20 protein-coding genes are annotated in these 20,428 nt (G+C 37.8%); 6 read left to right on the forward strand and 14 right to left on the reverse strand.

Annotated elements, in window-relative coordinates; translation table 11 throughout:
• Positions 1 to 63 precede the first annotated feature (63 nt).
• From CIL05_RS02800 to CIL05_RS02815, 4 genes are all read right to left on the reverse strand, one after another.
• Positions 64 to 696 (reverse strand): NADPH-dependent FMN reductase, encoded by a 633-nt coding sequence (locus CIL05_RS02800; RefSeq protein WP_095653973.1) that lies wholly within the window; start codon positions 694 to 696, stop codon positions 64 to 66.
• A gap of 26 nt (positions 697 to 722) precedes the next feature.
• Complete coding sequence (locus tag CIL05_RS02805; RefSeq protein WP_095653974.1) at positions 723 to 1,304, reverse strand: NADPH-dependent FMN reductase; 582 nt, start codon at positions 1,302 to 1,304, stop codon at positions 723 to 725.
• Positions 1,305 to 1,541: 237 nt separating this feature from the next.
• The gene (locus CIL05_RS02810) at positions 1,542 to 2,324 is read right to left on the reverse strand and encodes a FixH family protein (RefSeq protein ID WP_095653975.1); all 783 of its coding nucleotides are present in this window, start codon (positions 2,322 to 2,324) and stop codon (positions 1,542 to 1,544) included.
• Between the two features lie 106 nt (positions 2,325 to 2,430).
• A complete protein-coding gene (locus CIL05_RS02815) occupies positions 2,431 to 3,018 on the reverse strand; it encodes a DeoR family transcriptional regulator (RefSeq protein ID WP_206207734.1) in 588 nt (195 codons plus the stop codon).
• Between the two features lie 364 nt (positions 3,019 to 3,382).
• On the opposite strand from CIL05_RS02815, the gene glcT reads away from it, so the two are divergent.
• The 4 genes from glcT to CIL05_RS02835 all read left to right on the forward strand — a co-directional run bounded on the left by glcT (position 3,383) and on the right by CIL05_RS02835 (position 9,129).
• Positions 3,383 to 4,225 carry a glucose PTS transporter transcription antiterminator GlcT gene (glcT, locus tag CIL05_RS02820; RefSeq protein WP_095653976.1) on the forward strand — a complete coding sequence of 281 codons (843 nt, stop codon included), beginning with the start codon at positions 3,383 to 3,385 and terminating at the stop codon, positions 4,223 to 4,225.
• 192 nt (positions 4,226 to 4,417) lie between these two features.
• A complete protein-coding gene (ptsG, locus tag CIL05_RS02825; protein WP_095653977.1) occupies positions 4,418 to 6,472 on the forward strand; it encodes a glucose-specific PTS transporter subunit IIBC in 2,055 nt (684 codons plus the stop codon).
• Between the two features lie 656 nt (positions 6,473 to 7,128).
• Complete coding sequence (locus CIL05_RS02830) at positions 7,129 to 8,100, forward strand: NAD(P)H-quinone oxidoreductase (protein ID WP_095653978.1); 972 nt, start codon at positions 7,129 to 7,131, stop codon at positions 8,098 to 8,100.
• A 99-nt stretch (positions 8,101 to 8,199) separates the two neighbouring features.
• On the forward strand, positions 8,200 to 9,129 hold the full coding sequence (locus CIL05_RS02835; RefSeq protein WP_095654065.1) for a DNA-3-methyladenine glycosylase 2: 930 nt from the start codon (positions 8,200 to 8,202) through the stop codon (positions 9,127 to 9,129).
• 255 nt (positions 9,130 to 9,384) lie between these two features.
• On the opposite strand, the gene CIL05_RS02840 is transcribed toward CIL05_RS02835, so the two are convergent.
• Genes CIL05_RS02840 through CIL05_RS02850 form a run of 3 tightly spaced genes read right to left on the reverse strand, consistent with a single transcriptional unit; the run spans position 9,385 to position 11,121 of the window.
• Complete coding sequence (locus tag CIL05_RS02840; RefSeq protein WP_095653979.1) at positions 9,385 to 10,026, reverse strand: endonuclease III domain-containing protein; 642 nt, start codon at positions 10,024 to 10,026, stop codon at positions 9,385 to 9,387.
• Between the two features lie 14 nt (positions 10,027 to 10,040).
• Positions 10,041 to 10,556: a methylated-DNA--[protein]-cysteine S-methyltransferase gene (locus CIL05_RS02845; protein ID WP_095653980.1), complete on the reverse strand. Its 516-nt coding sequence runs from the start codon at positions 10,554 to 10,556 to the stop codon at positions 10,041 to 10,043.
• Positions 10,546 to 11,121, reverse strand: a complete 576-nt coding sequence (locus CIL05_RS02850; RefSeq protein WP_095653981.1) for a bifunctional transcriptional activator/DNA repair enzyme AdaA — start codon at positions 11,119 to 11,121, stop codon at positions 10,546 to 10,548. Before CIL05_RS02850 ends, CIL05_RS02845 begins: the two co-directional genes overlap by 11 nt.
• A gap of 201 nt (positions 11,122 to 11,322) precedes the next feature.
• On the opposite strand from CIL05_RS02850, the gene CIL05_RS02855 reads away from it, so the two are divergent.
• Positions 11,323 to 11,745, forward strand: a complete 423-nt coding sequence (locus CIL05_RS02855) for a DUF1801 domain-containing protein (RefSeq protein ID WP_095653982.1) — start codon at positions 11,323 to 11,325, stop codon at positions 11,743 to 11,745.
• Between the two features lie 191 nt (positions 11,746 to 11,936).
• Positions 11,937 to 12,434 carry a DUF2798 domain-containing protein gene (locus CIL05_RS02860; protein ID WP_095653983.1) on the forward strand — a complete coding sequence of 166 codons (498 nt, stop codon included), beginning with the start codon at positions 11,937 to 11,939 and terminating at the stop codon, positions 12,432 to 12,434.
• Between the two features lie 346 nt (positions 12,435 to 12,780).
• Here CIL05_RS02860 and CIL05_RS02865 read toward each other — a convergent pair whose 3' ends face one another.
• The 7 genes from CIL05_RS02865 to CIL05_RS02895 all read right to left on the reverse strand — a co-directional run bounded on the left by CIL05_RS02865 (position 12,781) and on the right by CIL05_RS02895 (position 20,417).
• On the reverse strand, positions 12,781 to 13,797 hold the full coding sequence (locus CIL05_RS02865; protein ID WP_095653984.1) for a C45 family autoproteolytic acyltransferase/hydrolase: 1,017 nt from the start codon (positions 13,795 to 13,797) through the stop codon (positions 12,781 to 12,783).
• 52 nt (positions 13,798 to 13,849) lie between these two features.
• Positions 13,850 to 14,497 (reverse strand): uridine kinase family protein, encoded by a 648-nt coding sequence (locus CIL05_RS02870; protein ID WP_095653985.1) that lies wholly within the window; start codon positions 14,495 to 14,497, stop codon positions 13,850 to 13,852.
• Positions 14,498 to 14,623: 126 nt separating this feature from the next.
• Positions 14,624 to 15,130, reverse strand: a complete 507-nt coding sequence (locus CIL05_RS02875; RefSeq protein WP_095653986.1) for a hypothetical protein — start codon at positions 15,128 to 15,130, stop codon at positions 14,624 to 14,626.
• A 204-nt stretch (positions 15,131 to 15,334) separates the two neighbouring features.
• A complete protein-coding gene (locus CIL05_RS02880; RefSeq protein ID WP_095653987.1) occupies positions 15,335 to 16,204 on the reverse strand; it encodes a Cof-type HAD-IIB family hydrolase in 870 nt (289 codons plus the stop codon).
• 547 nt (positions 16,205 to 16,751) lie between these two features.
• Positions 16,752 to 17,714, reverse strand: coding sequence for an ornithine carbamoyltransferase (gene argF, locus CIL05_RS02885; protein ID WP_095653988.1), 963 nt, complete (start codon positions 17,712 to 17,714; stop codon positions 16,752 to 16,754).
• A 25-nt stretch (positions 17,715 to 17,739) separates the two neighbouring features.
• Positions 17,740 to 19,161, reverse strand: a complete 1,422-nt coding sequence (argH, locus tag CIL05_RS02890; protein WP_095653989.1) for an argininosuccinate lyase — start codon at positions 19,159 to 19,161, stop codon at positions 17,740 to 17,742.
• The gene (locus CIL05_RS02895) at positions 19,158 to 20,417 is read right to left on the reverse strand and encodes an argininosuccinate synthase (RefSeq protein ID WP_095653990.1); all 1,260 of its coding nucleotides are present in this window, start codon (positions 20,415 to 20,417) and stop codon (positions 19,158 to 19,160) included. Before CIL05_RS02895 ends, argH begins: the two co-directional genes overlap by 4 nt.
• Positions 20,418 to 20,428 lie beyond the last annotated feature (11 nt).

A 20,428-nucleotide genomic window follows, 5' to 3' on the forward strand; every position in this document is an offset into this window, starting at 1 on the left:
AATTTCTTAAACCAAATTAAAACTGCCGGAAGATCTAGTTCGATCTCCCGGCAGTCTCATCATTTATGCAGTTACAAGTTCTTTTCTTAAAGCTTTAAATCCTTCACTCCAGGCAACAACCTGGTTAAGCATGGTGTTAGCATTTGCTGCGTGATATTCTGCAGGGTTGAATTCACTCATGTTTACAAAATCAGTCATTAGTGAAAATGTAACAGCAGTTTGTACATCCGCAACCTGAAGTTCACCAAAAATAAGGCGAAGGTTTTCATGTGCTCTTGTTCCACCTAAGCTGCCATAACCAACAAGTCCAGCTGCTTTATTAGCTACTTCCGGTTTCAAATAATCCAGTGCGTTTTTTAGTGCGCCACCTACTGAATGGTTATATTCCGGTGCTATGAAGATATAGCCGTCAAATGAAGCCATTTTTTCTGACCATCCTTTAATCGCTGCCTCTGCATCAGCTTGACCTGCTTCCGGTACAGCTGCACCTAGCAATGGTAAATTATAATTAGCCAAATCCACCACTTCATAATTTACATTATCATTTCGTTTTGTTGCAAAATCATATATCCAATTCGTAACAGCTTCTGCATTACGACCTTCACGTACACTTCCTAAAATAATACCTATTTTTAAGTCTGACACGGTTTCTTCCTCCTTAGGTGATCTACCAAATAATTTATCTAAAAATCCCATTTCCTGCACCGCCTATTATATGTTGTTTACGCATTAACCAGATTTTTTTCTCTTACTGTTTGTAGAACTCCGCTCCAAGCAATAACCTGATCAAGCATTGTGTTGGCATTTGCTCCGTGATAATCTGCAGGATTGAATTCGCTCATATTTACAAAGTCAGTCATTAGTGAGAATGTAACTGCAGTTTGTACGTCTGCAACCTGTAGCTCACCAAAGATAAGACGTAGATTTTCATGTGCACGTGTACCACCAAGGCTACCATAACCGACCATACCTGCAGCTTTATTAGCTACTTCTGGTTTCAAGTAATCCAGTGCGTTTTTAAGTGCTCCGCCTACTGAATGGTTATATTCCGGTGCTATGAAGATATAGCCATCAAAAGAAGCCATTTTTTCCGACCATCCTTTGATAGCCGCTTCTGCTTCAGCTTGACCTGCTTCCGGTACAGCTGCACCTAACAATGGCAGGTTGTAATCCGCAAGATCCACTAGTTCATATGCCACATCAGCATCATTACGCTTATTTGCAAAATCTAATGTCCAATTAGCAACTGCTTCTGCATTACGACCTTGACGTACACTTCCTAAAACAATACCTATTTTCAACATATTAATTCCTCCTAAGATGTATATAACTTGAATTCTTTTATATTTAATTCATTATTTCTGAACTCAACATAAATATAATAGCATCTTTCAAAAGCATATGCAATATATTTAATTCTTTTTAATTATAAAGTTACATTTAGTAAGTGTCAAGTCGAAATAATTCTTAAAAAGCAGAAGCCACAAGCATTAAAAACCCGATTCTCTTCATGAAAATCGGGTTTGTCGTAAATATGAATTTTACTTCATTACTTCCACTGGATATTCCTCATGCTCATGTAATCCTTCATCATTTTCTACATGGATTTGCACCGTATAAGTTCCGACTTCTGTAAATTGATGTGCAGCCGTATACTCGCCAGGTACTGATTCCTCAGCATCTGTCCATTCATGCTTATCCGAGACTTCATCATTCCAAATTTCATATCGCACTTGGGCTTTTTCCAATGGGATACCTTCATTTTGTAAATGGACTGTCAATTCTGTATCTGTTTCTATTATTACATCTTCCGGTTCCATGAAATTCATACCGAATCCTTCAGCTTCTTCATCCTGTTCATTTGCATGATTCTCTGCTTTATCTGTCCCACTTGCTGCTTCACTACTTGCTCCCTCGCCAACAGTAATGGATTTCTTCGGCATTGTGTGCAATTCTCTTGCATTAGTATGTGCATACATTTCATATATACCATCTTGTTCAAAAGACGTTTCGGCTGTATATGTCCCATCACTATTATTCGTTGCTTCAATCTTCGTACTGTCATCTTCATTTCCCTGTTCCCAAATTTCAAATGTTACATCATCCGCATCTGTTACATCTTCCTCCCCATATGTAACAATTGCTTTCAATTCCACTGTCTCATTTACCTCAGCAGTTTCGGGAACCTCAAATTCCACTTCAAGTATTTTCAGCTCATCTGTTTCCTCAGACTCTTCAGCACTTTCACTTTCTCCTCCCCCACATGCTGTGAGTACAGCAGTTAAAGCTATTATTAATAAGAACACCCACGTTTTATTTTTCATTATGTTTGCCTCCATTTTTCAGGTAAATTTTATATTCAAACTTACATTTAATCCGCTTAAATTTGAATCTGTTTCATTATATTTACTGATGCTAAAATATTAAATCCTATTCATGTTTGCTGCAGTGTTTCTCGGAGCCATTCATTTTTTTATAGAGGTATTCCATTGCTTCATAGAAGGAATATACTTCTCCTCCAAATCCTTTGACGAATTTTTCTGCGTGTTCTTTCCATTCAAACGTTAAAGCTTGTGGTTGACAGCAGCCCATATGTACAGATGTATTCATGACATACCAGGTTATGGAAGCGCTTATCGTTGTTTGCTTGAAAAAATCATGGCAAATTGCCTGTATCACTTCATCTCCAAGCTGCCGATGCCGGATAAGTCCACAATGTGCACAACAGGTCATTTCAATTCTGTTATTAGGTAAAATTAGCCGATAAGCTAACCTTTCATCCGTATCTTTATTGCAAATTACACATTCTTTTGTATTAGAAGCTATATCCTGATAATCACCGGCAAGTGTAATACCACCAAATGTTTTCACAACAAAACCCTCGTTGATCAGCGGCTTTATATCTCTATGAATGGTCATTTCAGAAACACCAAGCTCCTGACTTAATTCAGCTATCTTAATATTACGTTTCTCTTGAATCCGATCTTTAATTCGATTCTGTCTTTCAATTGGCAGCATTTACTAACGCCCCTTATTTAAACATTATTGTTTGATTTAAACAATCTCAAACATAGTATAACATTAGAATGACCTATAATCAGCGAACTATCTATGAACTTAGTGTGAAATGTTTGTGACATATGAAAAGGAATATGATAAACCTTTTGATAAGGATGTGATTGTTTATATTTGCAAGACTCCGGCGTTATTTTAGCGACAATTTGTGGGACTGATGCGACTTTTTCTTATAACCTTTTTATTAAGTTTTCATATATTTTAATTCTATCTTTATAGTGGTATTATGAAATATAGCAAGCAGATGTTAAAAGTTGTTTTAGAATAACAGACACCAATTATCTGATAAACATATAGGGGATTGGATATGAATTCATATATAGTAAAAAAAGCACTGAATAATAATGTTTTAATTGCAGGTGATCAGCATCAGCAAGAAGTTATTTTAATTGGTAAAGGTATTGGTTTTAATAAGAAGAAAAATGATCCAATTGATGACAACACAATTGAAAAAATGTTTGTATTGCGTAATGAGGCTGATCAGGAGTATTATAAAAACCTTCTACCGAATATCGATGAGAAAACATTAAATGCAATTATTGATTCTTTAAATATAATCGGCAACAAATCAAACGTGCTGATAACGGAACAGGTCCATGTCGCTTTAACCGATCACATTCTTTTTGCAATTAACCGTCTCATGAAGGGGATGGCAATAAAGAATCCCTTTTTAGCGGAAACCAAAGTACTTTATCCCTTTGAATATGAAATTGCGGCAGAGGTGGTAGATTTTATTAATCAATCTATTGGAATTAACCTTCCTGAAGGTGAAATAGGATTTATCGCACTTCATGTGCATGGGGCAATTACCAATCAGGATGTTTCAGATATAAATAAGTACTCCCAGTTGGTATCAAAGTTAATCAAGATGATTGAAGATCAATTCAAGTTGACAATTGACCGAAACAGCATCGACTATATACGGCTTGTCCGTCATATCCGCTACACAATTGAACGAGTTATCAATGAAGAAAAAATAGAAGAACCCGAAAAAATAGCTACATTATTGAAAAATGAGTATCCCACATGCTATAATCTTTCTTGGAAACTAATTAAAATAATGCAGCAAACATTAAAAAAGCCGGTATATGACGCTGAAGCTGTGTATCTGACGATGCATCTCCAGCGATTAACGACAAAATATGAATAATCATTTTTACGTGTAACTGATTCGATCAGGCATGAGTTGAGAGTGATGATGAAAAAGTAAAGATGGGGAAAGATATCCCTGTCTCTTACCTGAATTCATTATTATTCTTGCTCATGCCTTTTTTGTTTGCATAAAAATACTGCTTATAGCTGCTTATATAGAAAGTTTCAATTAAATAATGGAGGTTTTGACATGTTTCAAAAAGCTTTTGGTACACTGCAAAAAATTGGTAAAGCCTTAATGCTTCCAGTTGCATTATTGCCTGCAGCAGGGCTTTTGCTCGGGCTCGGTAACGCTGCTCAACAAGCGACCATGCTTGAGTATCTTCCCTTTCTGAGTGCAGACTGGATCCAGCTGACTGCAACCGTTATGGAAGATGCGGGTGGCGTCATATTTGATAACCTTGCACTCCTTTTTGCGATAGGTGTCGCAATAGGACTTGTTGGAGATGGCGCAGCAGGACTTGCTGCAATCGTAGGTTATTTGGTATTAAATCAGGTGATGAGTTCATTTATTGGCGTTACACCCGAAACACTTGAATCAGATCCCGGATTTGCATCTGTCTTGGGGATTCCAACATTGCAGACAGGCGTATTTGGGGGACTTATTGTTGGTTTAATCGCAGCGTTTTGTTACAACCGTTATCACGATATTGAAATGCCTTCATTCCTTGGATTCTTTGCAGGAAAACGGTTTGTTCCAATCGTAACTGCTGCAGCTTCATTTATAATGGGACTTATCTTGATATTTATTTGGCCTCCAGTACAGGAAGCAATGAACAGTGCATCCTACTGGCTGATTGAAGAAGGAACATACTTTGCCGTATTTTTCTTTGGTTTTATTAAACGATTACTCATTCCATTTGGACTGCATCATATTTTCCATGCTCCATTCTGGTATGAGTTCGGTACGTACACATCAGTCGCCGGTGAACTTGTTCGTGGTGATATGACAATCTTCTTTGCCCAATTAAAAGATGGTGTTGAAATTACTGCAGGTAACTTTATGGCCGGGGAATTCCCAATCATGATGTTTGGACTTCCAGCGGCAGCACTGGCTATGTATCATGCAGCAAGACCGGAAAGGAAGAAGCTGGTTGCCGGTTTACTGGGGTCAGCTGCATTAACATCTTTCCTAACAGGAATTACCGAACCGCTTGAGTTTTCATTTATGTTTATTTCACCGGTATTATTCTTTATCCATGCAGTTTTAGATGGATTTTCATTTGTAATAATGACCTTTTTAAGTGTAAACGTCGGATATACATTCTCAGGTGGAGCCATTGACTTTCTCTTATTTGGAATACTGCCAGGTAGAGAACCATGGTGGATTACCATTCCGATAGGCCTTGTGTTTGCCGTAATTTATTATGTCATTTTTAGATTCTTTATTAAAAAATTCAATTTGATGACACCGGGCCGTGAAGAAACTGATGAGGATGAAGATGGGTCATCAAAGGTCGAAGCAGGAGATCTTGCCTATAATGTGCTTCATGCAATGGGCGGACAGGAAAACATTGCTCATTTAGATGCTTGTATTACTCGTCTGCGTGTTTCTGTCAATGATATTAAGAATGTAGACAAGGATGGACTGAAAAAAATAGGTGCGGCCGGAGTGCTTGAAGTCGGTAATAATATCCAGGCAATCTTCGGGCCACGTTCTGAAACAATCAAAGGTCAAATGCAGGATATCATCTCAGGTAAAAAACCACGTATGGTTGAAACAAACCAGGAAGCGGAAATCCAGCAGCAAATTGAAGAAGTAAATCCTGATGCATTAAAAAATGAAATAATTGATAAAAAAATCTTCTCACCAATAAAAGGGAAGCTCGTTCCAATTACAGAAGTCCCTGACGAGGTATTTGCCGGTAAAATGATGGGTGACGGTTTTGCGATTATCCCTGAAGAAGGATTAATTACGTCACCTGTTAACGGGAAAATCATCAATGTATTCCCAACAAAACACGCACTTGGAATTCAGTCTGAAGGCGGCAGGGAAATACTCATTCATGTTGGTATTGATACAGTTAATCTGAAGGGTGAAGGATTTGAAACACTCATTAATGAAGGAGACAATGTAGAAGTTGGACAACCTTTATTAAAGGCAGACCTTGATTATATTGGCGAGCATGCTAAATCCACTATCACACCAGTAGTCTTCACGAATTTAGGTGATGGTGAGAAAATTGTTTTGCAAAAACAAGGTAAAATTGATGTGAAAGAAGAAAGTATTGTTACGATTGAATAGTTAGATTGATCCCCCAATGGCTTTAGAGCTGTTGGGGGATTTGTTTCTTCTTTGGACTTATGCAGGTTAGTTCGGGCTTAGATAGAGACGTTCTACTGATTTTTTCTCGCCTGCTGCACTTAAAAAATATATAGAAAATTTACTTACACTTACCACTAACTTAATAAACATTTAGTAATCTGGAATTGAGAATGACTTTACAATCATGGGGGTGCATTATGCGGTTACTAGCAAAAATTGGTGTCTGTCTCGTTGCAGTAATGCTTTATATTTTTTAATTTGTATTCTCTTCAATGATCTTCACAGGATATCCACTAATATTCAACATCAAACTACCCAATATAAATAACACCATATTTAGTCTCTATGTATAGTTGCATCAAGGCCTTCTTACTTTTATATGTTTTTAGTTGAGAGATATTAAGAGGAAGTTAAGAGATATTAGCATAAAGTTGAGACATATATGATTTTAGCTGGCTTATGTCTCAACTTTTAATGTTTTTCTCTCAACTTTGATGGTACCTCTCTCAACTTCCCTGCTTCATCTCTCAACTTTAATGGCCTTTCTCTCAACATTGAGTGTCTCTATCTGAAAACTCCTCCCAAAACATGCTATCATTAATATAAGAGAACATAATTGAAGAGGAGGAGCTGAAATGAAAGCCATTATTGTGAAACAGCCAGGCGGTGCGGAGCAATTAGAGGTGGCTGAGCAGCCGGTACCTGTACCAAACCCAGGCGAATTACTGATTAAAGTAAAAGCTGCTGCCATCAACAGAACAGACATTTTAAACCGTGAAGGGAGAGTTGGATATTTGGAGAATCCGATTCTAGGAGTTGAAGTATCAGGTATTCTGGAAACATCAATAGCCGGTATCGAAGCGGGAACCCGGGTGATGGGGCTTGTGAATGGTGGTGCTTATGCTGAATATGCCGTGATGCCTGCTGATCGCGCCATGATCATTCCTGATAATCTTACATTCGAGGAAGCTGCGGCTATTCCTGAAGTATTCTTGACTGCATATCAAACTTTATTTTGGCTTGGAAAATTGCAAGAAAACGAAACGGTGCTGATCCATGCGGGCGGAAGCGGCGTTGGAACCGCAGCAATTCAGCTTGCAAAGCAGCTTAAAAATGCAAAAGTTATTACAACGGCTGGCTCAAAAGAGAAGCTTGATTTCGCCCGGTCTCTTGGTGCAGATGTATGTATTAATTATAAAGAACAGAACTTTGACGAAGAAGTAAAAAAGGCAACAGAAGGTCAAGGTGTCGATTTAATTCTCGACTTTATTGGCGCATCTTATTGGGAGAAAAACCTAAACAGCATTAAAGTGGATGGACGCTGGGTATTAATAGGTTTATTAGGTGGAGCGGAAATTGAAAAGTTTAATTTAATGGATGTAATGAAAAAACGCATCCAGCTGACAGGAACATTGCTCACCCCTAGAAGTGATCAATACAAAGCTGAACTAAGTACTGATTTTGCTTCCAATGCTCTGGAACTTTTTAAAAATGATCAACTAAAGCCTATCATTGACACAGTATTTCCTTTTGATCAAGTCCAAAATGCACATGAGCATATGGAAGGTAACAGGAACATAGGGAAGATAATTTTAAAAACAAAGTAACCAGAAATGAGCTTTGGATTTATAAAGAATACCTCAGCTCTGCATCAGCATTCCAAAAAAGATGAAAAGAAAAATATAAAAATCAGAAGGGGTTTCCAAATGGTTAAAAACAAGTGGAAAGAGGAAAACGATAGTATCATCATTGATGTTCCTGCTGAGTTCGATTTCAGACCCAATCTTGATTACCTGCTAAGAGATAAAAATGAAATCATGTATAAAATAAAAGACAAGGCAATTACACGTCTAATCTCGGCTAACGATAAACGCATGCTTGTACAGATCAGTGCCCCTAACAATCACAATCTGCACGTTCGATTTTTAGCAGGAACGCGGCCTAAATCTGTCAAAACAAGAGCCAATGTAGTTAATTATATCCGAGACTGGTTCGATCTTGACACTAATCTTGCTCCTTTTTATGAAATAGCCCAAACCGATCCACTGCTTAAACATCTTATTCAGGACTTTTTCGGTCTCAGGCTTGTTGGCCTGCCTGACTTATTTGAAGCTTTATGCTGGGGTGTGTTAGGTCAGCAAATTAATTTGGGGTTTGCCTATACATTGAAGCGTCAATTTGTTGAAAAATTTGGGGATGCAGTCGAATATAACGGGGAAAATTATTGGGTTTTCCCCTCATTTGAAAAGATAGCAAAACTCACCATTGAGGACATGTCAGAGATAAAAATGACAGTTAGAAAAAGCGAATATATTATTGGAATTGCAAAATTAATGGCCAGTGGAGAGCTTTCTAAAGAAAAGTTACTGGAACTGGATGATTTTAAAAAGATCGAAAAGGAGCTTGTCAAAATTCGTGGTATTGGCCCTTGGACTGCCAATTATGTTTTAATGCGCTGTCTTCGATACCTAACAGCATTTCCAATTGCTGATGTCGGTCTCCAAAATGCAATAAAATCACTGAAGAATATAAATCGGAAACCAACAAAAGAAGAGATTCTGGAAATAGCTTCAACATGGAAAGGCTGGGAGGCCTATGCTACGTTTTATTTATGGCGTGTGTCTTATAATTTTTAAGAAAAATACTAACGCATCTTTCCAGAGGTCAGAAGTCAGATGTAGGATTAGTACAAGCTATAATGATTTGTAAATATCAATAAAAATAGCTTGATGGAATATCCAAGCTATTTTTATTCTGATAGTTATTCAAAGAAAAACTATTAGCAAAAGTAAGACTTAGCCTTCACGTAACCCTAAGTAAGGAATTTCTTCACCTTCCGCGACCGCAATGTTGATATCTGCTGTAGTTTTTCAATTTACTTCCCACCACACTCACTCTATCCGTTGATCACAAATACTCAGCAATGGACATTCCACGCAGATTGGTTTTGCCCTGCACAGTTGCTTCGCATGTTCAACCAGTAGTGCGTGGCTTTCATTAAAGATAACCAGATCGCCAGGCAGTTCCTTTTCAACAAGCTTCCCAAAGCCGTCATATGACGCTGGCATATCGTGCCCTAGTCGATAAAATATTCTTCTGGCATAGGCATCCACGACAAATACCGGTTTATCAAATGCATATAGCAGCATTACATCAGCAGTTTCCATGCCGATACCATTAATTAGCAACAATTCGTTGCGTAATTCCCGCTTCTCTTTCCTTTTAATTCTATCGATGTCGAAGTTATATTTTTTAAACCATGCAATAAACGCTTTTATTCGCTTTGCCTTTATATTGAAAAAGCCACTTGATCTGATCAGTTGTGCTAGTTCCTCTATCGGTAAAAAGTCGATCGATTCAGGATCCAAATAAGGTCTGAGTTTCACCAATGCCTTCTCAACATTACGCCAATTTGTATTCTGAACAAGTATTGACCCAATCATCATCTCAAAAGGAGTATCTGCAGGCCACCAGCTTTGCGGACCATAATGATTAAACAATTTTTCATAGATTAATTGATAGTCCGGCTGCATGTATTTTCCTCCACCTATTTCTTTTCCAGTTCAAGCAATCTTTCCTTCATCGGAATTCCGCCACGAAAACCTGCAAGTTTACCACTTTTCGCAATGACACGATGACATGGAACAACAATCATTACCGGATTAGCTCCAATAGCTGATCCTACAGCTCGTACCGATTTTGGTCTGCCAATATTCTTTGCTATATCTGTATATGTTTTTATTTCCCCAAACGGAATGTTTCTTAATTCTGCCCAGACTGCTTCTTGAAATTCGGTTCCCGCTAAGTCTGCAGGGAGATCAAAGTCTTTGCGCTCTCCATTCAGATATTCCACTAATTCATCTGCATAAAGGGCTACACTATCCCAAGCCTCCACAAGTTCCGCTTTAGGCCGATTTTTTCCAAACCATTTTTTCACTTCATCAATTGCACCTTCCTGTGAACCAACAAAGCATAATCCTTTATCTGTTGCCGCAATATAAAAAGACCAACCATCCTCATTTATTTGTCCGTAATATGCTGTCTGCTCTTCATTAAACTTCATTTTGCAATACCTCCTTTTTATAGTTTTTCCGGAATTCCCTTGGTGTTAGGCTGTTGCGTTTCTTAAATAATGTTGCAAAGTGTGCAGCATTTGGAATTCCGATTAAATTTCCAATCTCACTGACGGCGGTATCACTATGCTTCAAATAATCCATCGCTTTTTCCATTCGAATTCGCTGTAAATATTCTAAAGGCGTTATGCCCTTTATGCTTTTAAAAACGCGATGCAGATGATAGGGACTGCCATGGCATCCATCTGCAATAAAATCCAGTGTCATATAGGAAGAATAATTCTCTTTCATATAAGCTTCTGCCTGTAATACCCATTCTTCATCAGGCAAGCGATACCCACCTGATTTACATCGTTTGCACGGTCTGTATCCAGCTTTCATTGCACCCTCTGCGCTGTAGAAAATCGTTACATTATCAAAATTTGGAACCCTAGATTTACATGAGGGTCTGCAAAATACTTTGGTTGTCTTAACAGCATAGAAAAATTTATTATCATATGATTTATCATTTTCGCTGATAGCCTTCCACTGTTCACCTATAATTTTTGCGGCCATTTTGACCTCACCTCTATTTATATTATACAACGTAAAAGCAGCAGAATACTTTTTTCTGAATTAAAAAGCAAGATACCGAAAGTTTTTTCGGATATGGAAAATACTTTCATTATGTTAAAATGGCTGAAAAGGTGCTTAATTAATCAACTGCGAATGTAAAGGGAAATTAAAAGGTTCTTTGAATAAGGAGAGAGCATGCTTATGTACGAACACAAAACAAAAGAAAATGATAGCAGTGCTATCGAGTTTATTGAAAGCGTAGGAAATTCAAAAAAGCGGGAAGATGCCTACAAACTATTGGATATTTTTACTGAGACTACCGGGTATCCTGCAAAGATGTGGGGGCCAAGCATTATCGGATTCGGATCTTATCATTATAAATATGCATCCGGCCATGAAGGTGATGCTGCGCTGGTTGGGTTCTCCCCCCGAAAAGCCAAAATCAGTTTGTATTTTGCTACCGGGGATGAAAAGCGTGAAGAATTGCTGAAGAATTTTGGAAAACATACGACCGGAAAGGCATGTGTCTACATTAATAAGATTGCAGATATTGATGTGGATATATTGAAAGCTTTGATTAACCAGTCTGTTCTGTTTTTGAGGGAAACTTATCCGGAGGAATGAAAAGTGCACTCTTTGAACAGAAACAAAAATACATAATGAAAATATAATTAAAAAAAGTCTTGAAATACATTTAATACAAGTGATAATATTATTAAATCAGTGTGTAGAGATATTGGTCTTACTTTTTGATCAAAAATATATGTCTCATGATACGTCTGCCATCTGAAATATTATAAATGGAGATGACGAATATGCATGAGGAAACAAGATTACCCCGAAATGGAAAAGAATTTATATTATTCTTAGCGATTATTTCGGTACTTTCAGTAAATATTATTGCACCAATTATTATGGGGTTTGAATTTGGATTCAAAAAAGAAACTTATGTTAACACATTACAAGTAATTCCGTTTGTTTGGATTTGTGTTATTTTATTGGTAACGCTTGTTGCAAACCCAATCGTTAGTAAACTAGTACCAAAGTTCGTTAAACCAACGGACGGATTTAACGCAAGAATTTTATTCAATATATTATTCAGTGTAACCATCCTGTCCATTTTACTGACAGTTATCGGATCATGGATTGGTATGAGAGAAATTAGTCTGGAGCCGATTCAAACATTCTTTTATGCTTGGCCACGTAACTTTTTCATCGCATTTTGGGTTGAAATGTTGATTGCCCAGCCGATAGCAAGATTTGCAATGAAAAAATTACATGAAAGTCAGGCAAGTAAAGCAGTAAATGTTTAACACTCAATCTAAAAGTATTTTTATTTGTATAGGGTATTCTTAAAAAAAACCACACAGCCGATTGAATTCATAAAAAAATCAATCGGCTTTTAACTGCTTAATTTCTCTTAAGACACCTTTTCATCAGATTCACTAAACGAATAAGGTATTCGCTAAATATGACAAAACATTTCGGTTGATTATGTGTTTGTTGTTGATTTATTGTGCGGTAACTATTTTTTGGTAAACCCTGTTAATTAGATCTTCAATGAAGCGGAGTAATTGTTAAATAGCGAAGGGCTAATGTCTCAGTAAAAATACTGATGAATTAGCTCCTTTTTTTACTATCAAAATGATTTATCAAACTCTAGTGTGCTTGTATTATCTTTCCATTAATGCGAGTGGTTCTAATATTATTTCCATCAACCCAAGCCTTCCAATCTATTTCCAGCGTTTCACCATAAGGTAAAGCAGTTAATATAATTTCCTTGTCAAACAGGTAAGCAAACGTATGCAGCGTTCCAAATAAATTCTTGTAATCTTTATAAAACATAGCTGAGTCTGGTGTTTTGAACCAATCAAACGCCTCTTTTCCGGTTAATCGGTTTACACCTTTCTCCTCCAGATCTTCTATCCTTCTATAGCTGTTGGTATAATCATTTTTATTTTTATCTATAAGATCATGATGCTGATAATGATTGGTACACAAAAGAATTCCTTCGCTTTTCCTCACCCTAATTTCATCCGACATTATTTCCACTATGGCCGTATTACCATCCCGATCACCAATGGAAAAATTGTATCCCCAGGAGTGCGGAAGCTGTTTCAATAAATCAACGGCATCCTCTGTGCTCTCGCAGGTATCAAGTATTATTCGAATTACCGTAGATGCAGTTAAGCCAAGTTTGGGTCTTTCCTTTTCTACAAAGTGAAATGCGGCGTATAGTCCTTTTTCGTTTACTCCTTCGTGCCGGCCGATAACATGGAGACTATGACCCACACTGGAAAAACTTCCTTCAGACTGAATAAAAACCAGTCTATGATCGTATATCTCGGGTGAAAAATCATAATTTCGTACAGCATACCTTTGATTGACTACAGAAGAACATCCCATACCTTCGAATCCTGGAATCCCATAGCCACTAAATAGCGATGCCGCTTTTGTAACGGAAATTTCCAGGGCGTCTGCCAGGCCTTGGATTTCATCCAGTAAATGTGGAGCAAAGTGTTCAAACAGTTTATTAGCATCGTTCATAGTAAAATGCTTGTTTTCCAGGATTGAAAGTTTTGATAGAAGAGAATTACTTAATTGCTTTCCTTGTAAGAAACCAGTTTGATAGGCTGTATTCCTGTATTGTTCTACTGTAACGGTAATCGGCTTCACAGTTCATACCCCCTTCTCTTTAATATAATTAAAAGATGACGACCAAAAAAGATTATTTTTTTAAGACACCTTTTTCCAGAAAGAAATCCTCATTGGAATTTTTTATAACAAAGTCAAAATTACGATGATATTGATGCATGAATAAATCATATTGAATTCTGCGTTCTTCATGTGACTGTCTGAGATAATTAATATCTGTTCCTCTTTCAGAAACATCGCGAACGCCCCTCCTCATTAGCTCGGTCTCTCCATCAGTATAAAAGTAAATTGTTAGATCAAACAGATTCGGATTTATAAATGCAACACTCATACCTTCCACAATGTTCACCTTGTTTCGTGAAGAAATTGGAGTGCTTTTCGAATAATGTGTCCCGATTGTATAAAAATACAAACCGTCTTTTATCATATGTACATCTCTCTCTAATGCTGATAAATGGTGAGCATCAGGATGACAGGCAGTCATTTTATAATGATGATTTTCATTTTTAAATTGATAATCAATCATTGTATGCTTCCTTATATTAGAACCAATAATATATGGGTCAGTATTGATATAATTCACACCACATGGCCCCAGAAGTTTTCGAAGGCTATTTGCAAACGTTGTCTTTCCTGATGCACCGTGACCAGAAATACCAATGATTATACGATTTTCTTTAGTTCGAATTAAATTGGCTATTCCATGTAATATCTCGTCCATAAGCTCCTCCTTTCATCCTTATTCCTGGGTATGTTCAAACTGATTCTTTCTTTTTGGTTAAATATATTCTTGTGTTAATAATCCTGCATTTTATACGGCTATTATCATAAGTAAAGAGAACCCTAGTTACAAAATAAAAATAATCAAAAAAAGCGCCAGTGATGTCCAAACAAAAGAAAATTTAACTTTATTTTCATTAGAGATCCTGTTTCTATTTGTCTTATGAATAATGGATAGAACTGTTGCGTTTATCAGAAATAGTACATAGTAAAATAATACATAAATCATCCAGCGATTGTTTTGTACCAAATCGCTTAATGGCTCTATCAGGAAAAAACTAAAAATAACAATTAATGATATAACGAACAGAAAAGGCATCAGGATATGCATTTTGTCCCACAATGGGTGCTTTAAAAAGGTATCACTTTTCTTCGTTTGAAAATACATTAGTAAGCTTAATAACCCAATTACTGTAACGACAAACAAAAAAGTTATTAACATTGGTGTATTTGTTTCCATGCTTGAAGAAAATGGTATTGCAATCTCTTCCTTAAATATATCTGCTATAAATGAAAGAACAACTAATAAAATAATTATAACAGCTTGATATAAAGTCCAGCGTGAAAAGAACATGTAATTATACTCCCTCATTCTTTTTACTATTACTTACGAAAAAACAAGTTAATGGTTTCACTAATTATTTGTCCAAATTGGTTTTTGCTCCGTTCAACCCAATTCCAGAATCTTTATACTCGAAAAAAGCTGATTTCCCATCAATTTGGGATATCAGCTTTTTGTAATATCAACGTTCAAACAATATCGGCTAATGTTTTTCTTCTATTCTACTGCAACTTCCTTCAGCATTTCTTCTATGGCAAAAGCCACACCATGCTCCTCATTTATTTTTGTAGTATGGGAGCATAATGCTTTTATTTCGTCTACTGCATTGCCCATTGAAACACTGCGCCCAGCCATTTTCAGCATACTTACATCATTAAAATTATCACCCAGGCTCATGACATCCTTCATTTCAATTCCCATGTTTTTAGCCAGCACTTCAAGCGCTATCCCTTTTTGAGCGTCTGGATGGTTGAATTCAAGATTTATGTCTCCTGAGGATGTTATCGCTATTCCCGAATCTTTTTCCAAATCTACATACACCTTATTTAATTTTTCCTTTTCCAGGGAAAAAGCCAATATTTTAAATATTTTAAGGCCTTCTATATGGAATAGCTCATCATAATTTTCAATGAATTGAACTTTTTCATGCTGGAACCTGAGCTCAGCATTCTCGCGTATTTCCTCTTCAGAAAGATTTGGGTTGGCTGATTTTAAAATATCCTCCATTACAGCAATAAAGTTTTCTCTGCTCGTGGAGTAGACGCCATCATTTGTAAATACTTCAAAATATATATCCTCTTCCTGGCAAGCCAATTGAATTTTGCGGACAATTGATTGATCCAACGGTACATCTCTGAGTAGTTTGCCGTCTAATGAATAAGTCATTGCACCATTCAGCGAAATAACCGGTGCTGTTAATCCAACAGCCTGAAGGGGTTTATTTGCCGCATCAAAGGATCTGCCAGTCGCAACTACAAATTCAATTCCGTGCTCTATCGCCTTTTTAATTGCCTGTACATTTCGGGCACTAACTTCTCCGCTATTATTTAAAAGTGTTCCATCTAAGTCTGTTGCAATTAGTTTCATGTTTATCTCCTTACTGTTTATACTTACGTTCATTATACATTCTTTTGGTGGACTTTTCCTTAGAATGGCTTTCATTTAGCCTACTTTTTTGGCTAGAAGGATTTGAAAGCCCGTATGTCAATATTTTAATCAGCAAAGCTTTAAACTGAGGGATATCTGGAGCAAAGTTGAGAGAAATTCTTATATAGTTGAGAGATAACTGAATATAGTTGAGAGGAAACTTCATATAGTTGAGAGATAACTGAATATAGTTGAGAGGAAACTTCATATAGTTGAGAGATAACTGAATATAGTTGAGAGGAAACTTCATATAGTTGAGAGATAATTGTCTTTTCATGCATTGTCTCTCAACTTTTGCCTTGCTTCTCTCAACTTTTACCTAGTTTCTCTCAACTTCCGTCTCTGCACGGATGCACTAAAACGGCATTGACCGGAGCATAGAGCGCCTCTCCTACACATTTCAAATAAATCACAATACGGCAGAAAAATCGTCAGCGCTATATCGCTGACGAACAAAATTAATAATGCTTATATTTAAGCGACCAGATCACGCCATCAATGCAACCATCAAAGCCTTCTGTGCATGAAGTCTATTCTCTGCCTGCTGAAAAACAACGGATTGTTTACCGTCAATTACTTCAGCTGATACCTCTTCTCCCCGATGTGCAGGGAGACAATGCATGAAGATGGCGTCTTTCGCAGCATGGGAGAATAATTCCTCGTTTACCTGAAATTCTGCAAATTGCTGTTCACGTATTTTTTGCTCCTGTTCCTGTCCCATACTAGCCCAAACATCTGTATAAAGAGCATCCGCATTTCGAACAGCACGGACTGGATCTTCGGTGACTTCTACTTTGCTTCCTTTTTTAGCAGCGATTGTCTTCGCTTTTTGTATCACTTCATAATCAGGCTGATATTCAGCAGGTGTAGCAATACTGATGTCCATTCCAATGATCGCTGCACCCAGCATTAAAGAATGTGCCACATTATTTCCGTCACCAATATAGGCAAGCTTCACATTTTTAAGATTGCCCTTTACTTCCTGAATGGTTTGAAAATCAGCCAACACCTGACATGGATGGTACAGATCAGTTAACCCGTTAATTACCGGAATACTGGCATTTTCGGCAAGTTCTTCGACAGTTTCCTGAGAAAATGTCCGAATCATGATTCCGTCAAGATAGCCTGATAGCACTTTTGCCGTATCCGGAATCGGTTCTCCTCTTCCCATTTGAATATCGTCAGAGCTCAGAAATAATCCCATTCCGCCAAGCTGGTAAATTCCAGTTTCAAAAGATACCCTTGTTCTCGTCGATGCTTTTTCAAAAATTATCCCAAGCGTTTTGCCTTTTAATGGCTGATAAAGCACTCCTGATTTCTGTTTTGCTTTTAATTCATGAGCTGTTTCCAATATATATAGCAACTCTTCCTCACCATAGTCTGCAAGTGTTAGGAAGTCACGTCCTGAAAGATTGGGTTCGGGGTTAATATCATCCGCTTTTAATTCCATGTTAACCACTCTCCATTAATGATTGTTATTCAGCTGACGGCTGTTTATTTTTCTGCTGCTCGATCCAAGCCTTTGAATCTGCAAGATAACTTTGAGCGATTTCAAGCTGCTCCTCTACCCGATTTTTCGCTGTCCCGCCAGCTACATTACGTGCATTGACAACAGCTTCCGGTGTAAGTACATCTAAAATATCAGCCTCAATCAACTCGGAGAACGACTGAAATTCCTGAAGGCTCAAATTCAGTAAATATTTATCGTTCTGGATACAATGTAACACAATCTGCCCAACAACCGCATGGGATTCTCTGAATGGCATCCCTTTCCCAACGAGGTAATCCGCTAAATCCGTTGCATTGGAAAAATCATTGCTTACAGCTTCGTACATGTTTTCTTTCTTCACAGTCATGGTTTCAATCATTGGGGCAAATAAAGCCAGTGCCCCCTTCAATGTATCCACCGTATCAAACATGCCTTCCTTATCTTCCTGCATGTCTTTATTATATGCCAGTGGCAGTCCTTTTAATGTTGTCAGCATCCCAATTAAATGGCCATACACCCGGCCAGTCTTTCCTCTTACAAGTTCCGCTACATCCGGGTTTTTCTTCTGTGGCATCATACTGCTTCCTGTAGAAAATGCGTCATCCAGTTCAATGAAATTAAATTCAGCACTGGACCATTGCACAAGCTCCTCACAAAGTCGGGAAAGATGCATGGAAATCATGGAGGAATTTGATAGAAACTCCACCACAAAGTCCCTGTCACTGACTGCGTCCAGACTGTTTTCGCAAATTCCATCAAATCCTAACTGATCTGCAACAAATTGCCTGTCAATCGGAAACGTTGTACCAGCTAATGCACCTGCTCCAAGGGGGGATTTATTTACCCGCTTCAAGCTGTCCATCAGTCTTTCCAGGTCACGTTGAAGCATGAAAACATATGCCATCATGTGATGTGCAAACAAAACAGGCTGGGCTCTTTGCAAATGTGTATAGCCAGGCAAAACAGTTTCCAGATTCTCTGTAGCCTGTTTTTGCAGTGACTCCTGTACATCCACAAGCAGCTGGCTGATTTCGATTAATGCATCCCTCAGGTATAGGCGCATATCCAGTGCCACCTGATCATTTCGGCTTCTGCCTGTGTGCAGCTTTCCACCGACAGGACCGACTTCTTCAATCAGCAGTTTTTCAACATTCATATGAATATCTTCATGTTCTTCACTGAGTTCCGCTTCACCATTGGCAATTTTCTCAGCAACCTTTTTTAATCCTTCAGCAATGGTATTTGCATCCTGCGCCGGAATGATTCCGCAAGACTTCAGCATCTCAACATGGGCAAGGCTCCCTTGAATATCATAGTCTGCTAGTTTTTTATCAAAATAAATCGATGCTGTATATTCATCCACTAGTTGATTGGTAGGTTTTGTGAAACGGCCGCCCCATAGCTTCATTGTTTAACAGCTTCCTTTACATCTACTGTTGCCTTTTCAATCGAAACATCTTTTTTTGCATGTGTTTTGTTTACAGAGGAGTGAACCTGTGTCGGTAGTCCCCAAAGCTTGATAAAGCCTAACGCTGCTTCATGGTCAAATGCATCCTCTTTGTTATACGTGGCAAGGTCAAAATCATATAAAGACTGTGCTGATTCACGACCAATCACTTGTGCATGCCCTTTGTATAATTTAACTTTTACAGTTCCTGACACCTGTTCCTGCGTTTTTTCAATAAATGCCTTTAATGCATCTGTTAACGGTGAGAACCAAAGTCCGTCATATACCGATTGGGCAAATTTCTGCTCGATGATTGGTTTAAACTGGGCAACCTCTCTAGTTAATGTTAGTGCTTCTAGCTCCTGGTGTGCAGCAATCAATGTAAGTGCAGCCGGTGCTTCGTAAATTTCACGAGACTTTATTCCAACCAAACGATTTTCCACGTGATCGATACGCCCAACGCCGTGTTTTCCTGCGACATCATTTAATTTTAAAATGAGTTCTTCCAATGGAAGTGCTTCACCATCTATTGAAGTTGGCTTGCCTTGATCAAATGTAATTTGCACAATCTGTGGTTCATTTGGTGCATCCACGGGATCAACTGTTAAATCATATGCTTCCGGAGGTGCTTCTATCCAAGGATCCTCCAGCACGCCACATTCATTACTGCGCCCCCATAAATTCTGATCAATACTGAATGGATTATTCACATCTACCGGTACGGGAATGTCGTGAGCTTCCGCATATTCGATTTCTTCCTCTCTTGACATTGCCCATTCACGAACAGGTGCAACAATTTTAAGTTCAGGATTGAGTGCTGTAAAAGCAACATCAAATCTTACCTGGTCATTTCCTTTCCCTGTACATCCATGTGCAACAGCAACTGCTCCTTCTTTTTCTGCAATGTCCACAAGGATTTTAGAAATTAATGGACGTGATAATGCTGAGATTAATGGATACTTTCCTTCATATAATAGATTGGCTTTTAATGCAGGCAGTACATATTCATTTGAATATAAAGATTTTGCATCAATCACATAGGATTTTATTGCACCAACATCAATGGCTTTATTTTTTACGAATTCAAGATCCTTGCCTTCCCCTACATCAAGTGCAACTGCAATCACATCATAATTATATTTATCCTGTAACCATTTAACCGCAACCGATGTATCAAGTCCTCCAGAGTATGCTAAAACAATCTTTTCTTTTGCCATATATATCGCTC

The sequence above is a fragment of the Virgibacillus profundi genome (assembly GCF_002287375.1).
Taxonomy (GTDB): domain Bacteria; phylum Bacillota; class Bacilli; order Bacillales; family Amphibacillaceae; genus Virgibacillus_K; species Virgibacillus_K profundi.